The sequence below is a fragment of the Holospora undulata HU1 genome, from assembly GCF_000388175.3.
Taxonomy (GTDB): domain Bacteria; phylum Pseudomonadota; class Alphaproteobacteria; order Holosporales; family Holosporaceae; genus Holospora; species Holospora undulata_A.
Window position 1 is genome coordinate 19261 of the sequence record NZ_ARPM03000161.1, and the last position, 10741, is coordinate 30001.

The following is a 10741-nucleotide window of genomic DNA, read 5'->3' on the forward strand; positions in this document are numbered from 1 at the left end:
CAACACAAAAATAAGAGATATTAAAAAAGTCATTAATTCGATATTAACCAAAGTGAAACCATAGCCCCCCCCAAGTACTTCTCCGTTTTAGTTTTTTTTATGATGAGATAATTTTTATAAACACCAAAGCCTTCGTTTTTTTAGAAAAACTGAAATAGTGTGATTAGCATTGATGCTTAGAAGCACTATTTGTCGGTCTTAAAAAGATTTTTTCCTTTTAGAGAAGATTGAGGTGCGTTAGAAAAGTTTGGCACAAAGAAGCTCTGCTTTTTTGAAGGAACCTGCTCAGTTCTTAGGTTTATTTCGTTATCACCTTTACTGGGTAAAATAGGCCGGGGTAAAAAATGACTTGGTGAAATCACTTGACCTGGCAAAATAGGTCGAGGTAAAAACTGACTTGGTGAAATGACTTGACCTGGTAATTGATTTGGTGAAAAAGTATGTTTTTTGGCAGGATATTGCTGGGTATTAAGGATGTTTTTCTCAGGATGTTGCTGGGTATTAAGAATATCAGGATATTGCTGGGTATTAAGGATGTTTATTTCTGTGCTGCTTTGTTTAGGCGAAAAATCCTCTAAAACGATCAAATTTCTGAAAAGGTTCGATTTTTTTAAGACATGGGCTTCCGCCAAAATTTTCTTTTCTTCGCTTTCTTTAATCCCAATCTTGGTGCTAAGGCGTTCGATTTTTTTGCTTAATTTGTCTATATCTTCAGATATTAAAGGATAAGCAGAATCTATCTCATTTTTAATTTTTTCAGTATAAGACAAAAAACTATTTACAACTTCAGAACAAGTGTTTTCTATGTACGAAGATAACTCGTTTCCCAAACCTAGAGCATTTTTTCCTTGAGTTTCCAAAAAATGCTCGGCTTGTATTTTTCCTATTTTTGTTTCTTCCAGTGCAGAAAAATCCAAGTCTCCCTTTTCTGGAAATTTAATAATATTTTCGATAGAATTAAAGAAAAATTTCTTAAACTCTTCCATTGCTGCTTTTGTCGAAAAATCAGGAAGCTTATAAGAATAAAGATCTTTTGCCATCCCAGAAAGGTTCAAAATATATGCTTTTAATTTCAAAGCATTAAATGTCGTTTGGTACACTTGTTTTTTTAAGATTTTTTTCTCCGTCTCAGTTAAAGATTGGTCAAAATCAATCTCAGGAAATTGAATTTTTTTAGAAGAAGGATCCAAAATTTCAGAAAAAACTTTTTGTAAAGATTCTTCTATGACTCGATAAGACTGGCCTCCCGCGTGAGCACAAGCGCTTAATAAACTCAAATATAAAAAAAAATTTTTCATAAGAATCAATAATATTAAAACATTACTACTTAATTGTAAAATAAAAAAGTATATTTTTTATAAATGTATATTTAAAAAATTTTTTGTGATTTTTTTTATGAATCTGATTTGATTTTTTATTATGAAAATAAGTCAAATTATCCATTATTCAAGACTCCTTGCTCAGTTTATAGATCTATCTTAGACAAAAAATTATCTCAACAGTATCGTTAATTTTTGTAAAGATAAAAAAATATTTTTCTCTAAGAGTAACGAATTTTCAAGAAAATCTTGAGAATTTCAGCGCATAAAAATAATGAACTTTTGATTACACTGTATTACATAATTAAAATCAAAAAATTAATAATAAATTTACAAATTCTATTATTTTATAAAATAAACACCTATACAAAATAACAATTTTTCTCTTTCAAAAAAAAGAAATTCATGGCATAATTCCCGGTATATGCTTTTATTGTATCTTGAAACTTTTTTGCCCTCTAAACAAATCTTATTAAACGAAGTTGTTAATGAACAAGAACTAAAACAACACGCAGCGCAATACGTTTCCTTACTCCAAAATGGTATACCTGTTTTGCTTTATGGAGAAATTGGGGTGGGGAAAACAACCTGGGTTCGAAGCCTTTTACAAACCGCTCTTGGAAAAGATCTTCGAGTCAGCAGTCCGACATTTTCTTTGATGATCCCCTATACTTGGAATGATCAAACGATTTGGCATATTGATCTTTATCGCCTAGAAAAAAATCCAGATCGTTTAAAAAGTTTAGGAATAGAAGACTACTTACATCACAATATTTGTCTTATAGAATGGGCAGACTATTTAGGGTATCTTTACCCTGAAACTTACGTGCGTTTTGAACTTCAATACACTAGCGCCCATCAAAACAGAATTTTAAAAATTTCATGGTGCACGTAACGATACACTTATTTTCTTATCTAATAAAAAAACAAGTTGACGCTTTAGGAAGGTAAACGCTTCAAAGCGTGTCGCACATAGGCTTCTGCGTCCACATCTTTTTCTTCTTTTGTGATTTGCTGCAATACGTTTAATGCAATCCTAGATTCGTATCCCAAAGCGCACAATGCTTGTAGCGCTGTTTTTACTTCCTCATCGCACTGAACTCTTACTGAATCCTCTTGCATTACCGTTTGTTGAAGTTCTTGAATAATACGACTTGCTAACTTTGCACCAATCCCGGGAATCATCTTAAACCGTGAAAAATCCTGCTGTTGAATGGCACCATAAAGCTGGCTTACGTCATCAAAAAAAGATAGAATGCTTAAAGCTACTTTTGGCCCTAAACCTGGAACTTTTTGTAATTGCAAAAAAGCACTTTGCTCTTTTAAAGACTCAAATCCATACAACTCACTTTGGTGTTCTTTCATCACTGTTTCAATCCACAAGCTTACAGTATCCCCCCAACGTTCTAGCTGACGATGATTGACGTACACCACATAGCCTATTCCTTGGATTTCCAATATAATAATTGGCGATTTTCGCCTAATAATACGCCCACTAAGATACCCAATCATTCTGAACACTCTTTTAAGAGATAATGTTGAAAACTCTTCCACACACTTTCTTCTGTCTCTTTTAAATTACCAGGAGCTATGCGCACAATGTTTCCTAAACTAAGGTCATTGTACGCTTTTTCCACAGCACAGTGAATAGAAAAATTCCTCTGATCTAAGTAATTTTTTTGAGAAGAGTCGCGCCTCTGGCATCGCGCATAACTTTCTGTGGGAACTGATTGCAATACAAAAGTAAGTCCTGGAATAATGTATGCTTCTAATTGCTCGTGAAGCAACTGAATAAACTCAAAATCCAGTCCCCCTATACCCCCTTGATAGACAAAAGTAGAATGAATAAATCGATCACACAAGACCCAAAACCCCTGTGCCAAAGCTGGCGCGATGACTTGGGCCCAATGATGGTGTCGCGCAGCAATAAATAAAGCACATAATGACTTTGGTGCTAGATCAGGTGTGCGCAAAATCATGGTACGGAGCGTTTCTCCCAAAGCGGTTCCTCCTGGCTCTCTCGTAACATAAACTGGCCCGTGTTCTTGCTTTAAGCGGTGGTATAATTTTTGAATTTGAACACTCTTTCCAGCGCCATCCCCCCCTTCAAAAGTAATAAATTTCTTAACATTCATGAATTCGATCTCCTTTAATCTTCTAAGTTTTACCTCTATTTATTTTTTTATTAAAACCCTAATTTATACAAAACTTTTCTCCACCAACTTTTTAAAATGACATCTCGATTTCCGTAAAGATGAAAAACTTTTTTGGGCTTTTCTGGAATCAAAACTTGCACTTCTCCCAAAAGCTCTCCCTTGCGTACTGGAGCATAAACTCCATTATAATATATAATTTTAACTTTTACGTCCTTTAACTGATATTTAGGAATACAAATAGAAATAGGCTTAGGTGTGTAAAGCCCAACTTTTTGATTTAAGCCAAAAACAGGAATTTCCTTTACAACAGAATTCATTTTAAAAAGATTGATAGTAACAAAGCGATCAAAAGCCCAATTAAGCAATGAACCCGCTTGATGAAATCTCTCTTGTTCCGTTTTCATTCCATTTAATACCACAATAAATCGTTGCGCATTTCGTTGCGCAGAAGCAACGATTCCGTATCCACCCGCTTGAGTTTTTCCAGTTTTCATTCCATCTGCAATTCCTTTTCGGACAAGGAGATTTTTCGTCCACTGGCGAACCTTGTTAAAGGTAAAGTCTTTTGATTTAAAATAAGGATAATATTCTGGAAAATCTTGAAAAATTCGCAGCGCTATACAAGCCAAATCTTGACAAGTAGTTTTATGCTCAAGATCAGGAAGCCCCGAAGAGTTGGTAAAATGAGTATTTTTCGCCCCCAAACCTTTTGCAACTTGATTCATATGCTGAGCAAATTGAGGCTCGCTTCCCGAAAAAGCTTCAGCAAATGTAGTACTAGCATCATTTCCAGAACAAACGATAATTCCTAAAACAAGATCTTTTAGAAGAACGTTTTGATGAGGAATCAGCATCATACGCGACCCTTCTTTCTGAGTGGCATTTTTTGAAACAAAAAGTGAACTGTCCCACTGAAAGTGCCCTTTACGTACCGCGTCAAACAAAATATATAATGTAAGAAGTTTCGTCATAGAAGATGGAACAATAAACGCACTAGAATTTTTATCAAATAACACCTCTCCAGAATCCGCGCTCACAACCAAGGCAAACGGCGCACTAGTGTGAACAAGGGGGGGCATAGTAAAATTTTTAGATAAAGCATTTTTCGAAAACGCGAAAAAAAATAAAAAGTTGAAAAATATGAAAAAAAATTGCATATATAATCTTTATCCTCCTTTAAGATAAGGGTACTACAACTGCTGACATATGGTTTTTTTTAAAGAAATTTATTACCTTTTGTGCTTGAGATTGGTTCAAAAAAGGCCCTAAAAGTATCATAAAAGGCTTATGTCCTGAGTTTTGAACTTTTTTGATTCCAGAACATATCCAATGAAAAGTATTGCTCTGCACTCTTACCCAGGTTGCTTCATCAAAAGACAAGTGCGCAACAGACACATAAATTTTTTTTGTAACAAGAGCTTTTTGAATATTTTTTTTTGATCTTACGCTTTCTATATTTTTTATAACCAACTCGTTTTGAATTTTTGGTTTTGACCTTTCGATTGCTATTTTTTTCAAAGATACAGATCTACCAGAATCCAAATGTACTCTATTTGCTTTACAAGAATTTGAACCAGGGGAAGAAGGAAAATCGTTTTGATAATTTTGACACAATTTTCTTACTTCCGGCAGTAAGTCTGACAAACTGTTCCACTTTAAAGAAATATTTTTTGCCAATTCTGTCAACACTTTACTTTCTCTTTCTAGTGCGTAAATGCGAACCGGGGCAGTGCCTTCATGAAAAAACCCTAAAACTTTGGCAGCCTGCACAGATACATCAATAACTCTTCCTTTTATAAAGGGGCCTCTATCGGTCACTGCAACCAAAACGCAGCGATTATTTTTAAGGTTATGCACCTGAACAACAGAAGGAAGAGGAAGAGTTTTATGAGCTGCTGTCATTTTATGCATATTGTAGGTTCCCCCCATAGCGTCCAGTCCGTTATGCTCGCCATCGTTAATGCCATAATACGAAGCAACACCTTCTTCCTTTAGGTGATAGTGACTTTGGGGATAGTACCACACCCCCTTAATAAGATAGGGAGCCTGAGTCCCCTTTTTTTGGATTTGAGGCCTTTTTACTTCTTCACAAGGATCGCAACCGACCAACATCACGCAAAGCGCGCTGGCAATTCCCCACCATACCTTTCTTTTTCCCATGCCTTTATTCAAATTTCAAGATTGAATAACATTGTCCCAGACTCGATGAACATCATCATGCTGATTTAGTGCAGTATGTAACTGATCTAATTTTTCATACGATTCCGCATCGGGCAACTCTACCCAATGATGAGGCCACCACACGGCTTGAACTTCCTTTGCCGCTCCAAATCCCTTTTCTAATTCTTCAGCAACTTGGTGCAACTGCTCTAATACACAAAAAAGCACACACGCTTCCTCTGCCTCCTCTACATCTTGAATACCTGCATCTAGAGCAGAAAGTATCAGTTTTTCTTTTTGAATTGTTTTTACGTCGTATAAAATCATACCTTTACGTTCAAACATAAAGCCCACTGTGTTAGAATCAGTCATTCTTCCACCGTTTTTATGAAATAAGGTACGAATATCACACGCACTGCGATTACGGTTATCTGTGATTACATCTACAATTAACGCACTGTTTGCCGGTCCTAACCCTTCGTAACGAATACTTTCATATATACGATCTTCTTGATTATTTCCCTTTAATATTCTTGCAATATTTGCATTTGGGACATTGGCTTGTTTGGCTTTTGCTATGGCAGAACGCAAAGCGGGATTAGCAGTCATGTCTCTTCCCCCCCCTTCTTGAATTGCCACACTAATTTCTCTGAGGAATTTTCCAAACATTTTTGAACGTTTTGCATCTTGGGCATTTTTACGATGCATAATATTTTTAAATTGTGAATGTCCTGCCATAGGCTTTACGTAAGGTTCGTATCGAATTTCTCTGATATCCTAACCTAAATTTTTATCCTTGCCAACAAGGACTGCTCATTAAATTATTTTAAAGAAAATCCACATTTCTTTAAAAAGTTACGATTGATTAGAAGTATTGAAAAGATTAGACTGTTAAGAAGACTTTACTATATTAATTATAGCCTTTCCTTAAACTTTCTCTTGATATTCAAGCAAAAGTTTCATAGAATCTATGATATTATTTTTGTTACCAAGGAAGGATTCTATACCATGGAAATTCAAAAAAGAGAAAAAATGAATCTTTTTTCGGTCATTGCTTTTGTTATCGGATTGCAACTAGGTTCTGCCTTGTTTTTGTTGCCAGAGCAGTTAGGCGTTTATGGTTCTTGGGGAGCTTTAAGCTGGATAGTCAGCGGATTGGGAGCGTTAAGCTTAACGCTTATTTTTTCTGTACTTTCAAAAACAGATCCTGCTTTCGGAGGACCTTCTGTTTATATTGAAAAAGCGTTCGGAAAATCTGCAGGATTTTATAGCACATGGGCCTATTGGTTTATTTCTTGGTTTAGTTCCGTTCCCTTGCTTTTGCTTGCAATTTCTAGCTTAGAATCTGCACTAGGGTGTCAGTTCTCGTTTTCCTTAAAAATAATGACAGGTGCGGCTATGCTTGCAGGGGTCAGCGTTCTAAACCTCTACGGAGCAGTTATTTCAGGATGGGGGGAAATTATATTTGCCCTATTTAAAGTACTTCCTTGGATTGTTATTCCCGTGATAACAATAGCTAAATACGGATGGGGTACAGGGGTCTGGAGTGTCAGTGAACCACCTTTACGCGCACTAAGCGCTTCAAGTTTACTGACTTTTTGGGGATTTGTTGGACTAGAAGCAAGCACAACGATCACGGACGTGGTCAAAAATCCTAAAAGAAACCTTCCTCTTGCTCTTTTTTTTGGAACCGCTTGCGTCCTTTGTATTTACTTTATCAACACTTGGATTATTATGAGCTCTACTTCATTCAAGCCGGGGATTAACCCATTAACAGAGCTAATTAAAAACTTGTTTGGGCCTTGGGGGAACACTGGTTTTTCTCTGACTGCCATGATGATGTGTTTGGGAACCCTTAACTCTTGGCTTTTAGCTTCTGGCCAAATGATTTCGGTTGCCTTGCGTAGCGGTCTTATTAACGTCAAACCTTCCAAAATAGACCCCACCGCTTTTGGAGTTTTAGTTACTGCTTTTATGCTGGCAGGAACTACATTTTTGATTCAAATTCAAAAATCAGAAGGCGTTTTGGGACAGGTGATTGAATTGTGTTGTTCAATTTTTATTATGATTTACCTTGCATGTCTTGCAGCATTAATTCGTTTTATTCTTTACAAAAAAGTTCAGGTATCTTGGTGGTTCTGGGGAGTAATGTTAGTCGCTGGTGGATTTTCTGTTTGGTCCCTCTATACAGTGCCTTTATCTTTCTGGATTGTTCCTGGGGTTTTGTTTATAACGGGAAGGCTCATCAAGGGACGTTTTATAGATACAAGTATTACTCTTCGTTGAAACTTAAAATTAATTAAATTAGCAAACAATTTTAATCTTTTAATGATTTAGATTTTTTATTTTTTTTTAAAAATTTTACCGTTTTTCTCTTTTTTGGGCGCAGACGATCCCAAAAGTTAATCGTTAACTTAGGAGCTTCATCTTTTTTTTTATCTTCATCCGAATTAGAATCCCTAAAAACACTTTCAACACCGTACCCTAAAAGACCTGCCCCTTGAAATGAAACTCTGGAGCGATCAGAAGACCCTCTACTTGCAGAAATAAGAGAAGCCCCTCTTCCGTAATTATCTGAATCATATGAACGCGAACGACGTGATTCAGATTCTTCGTATTTACTACGTTTTGATTCCCCTGATAACGCCTGAATAATTTTCTTAATAAGTGGAGTATTTTCATTCCATTGAGGATCTTTACTTTTATAATCTTTTTTTTCAAGATACCTTAAAAGTTTTTTTCTTGCTGGATTAGTAAGAGAGCTTTTTTTTATCCCCTCTAAAAATAGAACTTCTAAAACTTGATCAGGAAGAGGTTCTGGTGCTTCTCCTTCTAAAAGTTTTTCGTCGTCTTCTTCTTGAATTTGATCACTGGCTTGCTTAAATTTTTTAATGCATCTTAAGTTTTTAGTTATAGAGGGGTGATTAATAATTCTTTCATTATCTTTGTACTCTTGAAGAGACATCGACACTATTTTTTTAACCAAAGAACGTAAATCTTTTTTTCGAAAAATACTTTCCAAAAAATATTGTAGCACAGGAGAAAAATTAGTTTTTTTTCCCAAAGTTTCTAATGCATTCCGAATAATATAGCTGGTTTCGAAAATCGAACTATCTGAGTAATGAGATTGTTCTAGCACCACACGATAAATAGTCGTTAAAATTTTATTATACGTTACAGATGCCTCGTTTTCTTCTTTAAGCTTTATTTCAAGATCACCGCTAAAAGATGTATTGCTTTTGCTTTTCATGGAAGCATTGTAGTAATTTGTAAAAATTTTTTCTATATCTAAGACCAAAGCATCTTGTGGATTTTTTCCCCTATAAAAATCTTCTGGGATTGTTTTTAGAAATTTTTCTGCAAATTTTTTTATATCTCCATGGTTAATATTTTTAATAATCGTATTGAATAGTTTTTCTTCCCTTTCCAATTCTTCACTTGATCGATTTTTTGATCCTTTTTTTAAAAAATAAAGAAATTCTTTTCCAAATTTTTTCATTTCTTCCCCAGTATCGTAAATATTAATCTGGCATTCCCTATAATGTTTTTTATAATCTGCTTGTAGAGTATTTAAACAGAATCCTACACTTACTAAAAATACAGATCTTATTAATCTAAAATTTATTATTTCGTAATTCATTTGACTGCTTTTTTTTGTTTCGAAAAAAATGTAACAGTTTTACGTTTAGCAGCAGGCTCTTGTGATTCTTGAGGTGCAGATTCTTCTCTACTGTCTAAATACTGGGGATCTGTAAAAGGTTTGGAAGAACCTTGAGCTCCCGAACCGCTGGCAGAGATTACACCATTACCCCCATAGCTCCCGGCCCCCTCATTATAGCCTCGACCTGACTCATGGTCATAAGATTGGGAAGAATTTTCCCCCATAGAACTTCTAATATGTTGAACAATACGTTGGTTCATAGGATCTGCGTTTGCAGACTTAAAGAGAGCATTCCAAACATGCGGCTTTTTCTTGATATATCGCATACTTTGTTCTATTATCGAGGAAACCCAAAATTCTAGACATTCTTCTGCTTTCACGTAAGTAGATACTGGTTTTTGGTAAGACGTATCATAGTAACCACCTTCTTTACGATCCTGGGCGTAGGGATCTCTCGGCTGCTGATCTCCAGATTGAGGATCTCTCGGCTGCTGATCTCCAGATTGAGGATCTCTCGGCTGCTGATCTCCAGATTGAGGAGGTACATAAGATTTTTTAGAAGAAGGATTTTCCGAAGAATTTTTATTTTTTTCATCATTTGATACAAGACAAGATTTATCTTCTTGTTTTTTTTCCGATAGAACTTCATCAGCTTGCTCAAAAGCATCTAAAAAATTTTCTGGAATAGGAAGCTTTAATCCTTGACATTTTACTTTAGAAAGAGGAACAGAAAGTAACGCAGAAATATCCTTTATGGTAATTCCGTAAGGAGATTTTTGTGAATCCCATAAGGGAGAAGTAATATACTCTAACAAAAGGCACCACTCGTCAGAAATATTAGCTCGAATCAAAAACTGACTTATAGGAATCACATTTTTTTGTTTCAACAATGCTTTTAAAATGATTTTCTTAACCTCTTCCAAAGAATTAACCTGCTTAAAATCTGGTAAGCTTTGAAAATCAGAAAGATTTTGACTATTCCAGTCCTTTATGGAGAGTATGCAAGATTTTTCTAGCTCCTGTAAAGAAATTAGAGGGTTAGAAATTTCCGCCCAAGAAGATCCAATATCAGCCTGGCTACAAGAAACTTGAGATAATTTCTTTTGTCTTGAAGAAACAATTCCAGCGTTTTTTCTAGCAAAATTTTTATTAGCGTAAAGGAGAAAAAAGAAATTTGTTAAAAAAAATACTAACAAAAAATGACCACGATGCAACATTTTATTTTAAAAAATTAGAATAGAATATGAATATAGTTTAACTTTTTAGTGATAAAAATAAGTAAAAAAAACTATTACTAAAGATTAAAACAAATAAAATGCAAAAATAAAAACTAATACTATAATTGAAATCATACTCCCCCTCACTTTTTTTCAGGTAGTTTAAAAGATCGCTGAAATCAAAGAATAAGAGTTTATCTTTGATCCACCTGAGCCTCCTTGTGAAGT

At 35.0% G+C, this 10741-nt stretch carries 10 protein-coding genes; 2 read left to right on the forward strand and 8 right to left on the reverse strand.

Going from position 1 to position 10741, the window contains the following annotated elements; genetic code table 11:
* Positions 1-185 precede the first annotated feature (185 nt).
* Entirely contained in the window at positions 186-1298 is a 1113-nt protein-coding gene (locus K737_RS04855; protein WP_006292679.1) for a hypothetical protein, read from the reverse strand.
* 445 nt (positions 1299-1743) lie between these two features.
* On the opposite strand from K737_RS04855, the gene tsaE reads away from it, so the two are divergent.
* A complete protein-coding gene (gene tsaE, locus K737_RS04860) occupies positions 1744-2214 on the forward strand; it encodes a tRNA (adenosine(37)-N6)-threonylcarbamoyltransferase complex ATPase subunit type 1 TsaE (protein WP_006292678.1) in 471 nt (156 codons plus the stop codon).
* Between the two features lie 44 nt (positions 2215-2258).
* Here the strand turns inward: tsaE and ruvA are convergent, their stop codons facing one another.
* From ruvA to K737_RS04885, 5 genes are read right to left on the reverse strand one after another with little or no spacing between them, the layout of a single operon-like run.
* Positions 2259-2831: a Holliday junction branch migration protein RuvA gene (gene ruvA, locus K737_RS04865; RefSeq protein ID WP_006292677.1), complete on the reverse strand. Its 573-nt coding sequence runs from the start codon at positions 2829-2831 to the stop codon at positions 2259-2261.
* Entirely contained in the window at positions 2828-3454 is a 627-nt protein-coding gene (gene tmk, locus K737_RS06875; RefSeq protein ID WP_006292676.1) for a dTMP kinase, read from the reverse strand. The genes ruvA and tmk overlap by 4 nt, the downstream gene beginning before the upstream one ends.
* A gap of 50 nt (positions 3455-3504) precedes the next feature.
* A complete protein-coding gene (locus tag K737_RS04875; RefSeq protein ID WP_006292675.1) occupies positions 3505-4632 on the reverse strand; it encodes a D-alanyl-D-alanine carboxypeptidase family protein in 1128 nt (375 codons plus the stop codon).
* Between the two features lie 19 nt (positions 4633-4651).
* Complete coding sequence (locus K737_RS06880; protein WP_006292674.1) at positions 4652-5635, reverse strand: septal ring lytic transglycosylase RlpA family protein; 984 nt, start codon at positions 5633-5635, stop codon at positions 4652-4654.
* Between the two features lie 15 nt (positions 5636-5650).
* Entirely contained in the window at positions 5651-6373 is a 723-nt protein-coding gene (locus K737_RS04885; RefSeq protein ID WP_023491926.1) for a YebC/PmpR family DNA-binding transcriptional regulator, read from the reverse strand.
* Positions 6374-6643: 270 nt separating this feature from the next.
* Here K737_RS04885 and K737_RS04890 point away from each other — a divergent pair, with 270 nt between their 5' ends.
* Complete coding sequence (locus K737_RS04890; RefSeq protein WP_006292670.1) at positions 6644-7921, forward strand: APC family permease; 1278 nt, start codon at positions 6644-6646, stop codon at positions 7919-7921.
* A 31-nt stretch (positions 7922-7952) separates the two neighbouring features.
* Here K737_RS04890 and K737_RS04895 read toward each other — a convergent pair whose 3' ends face one another.
* A complete protein-coding gene (locus K737_RS04895) occupies positions 7953-9134 on the reverse strand; it encodes a hypothetical protein (protein ID WP_152531096.1) in 1182 nt (393 codons plus the stop codon).
* Between the two features lie 137 nt (positions 9135-9271).
* Entirely contained in the window at positions 9272-10513 is a 1242-nt protein-coding gene (locus K737_RS04900; RefSeq protein ID WP_023491929.1) for a proline-rich domain-containing protein, read from the reverse strand.
* Positions 10514-10741: the final 228 nt, after the last annotated feature.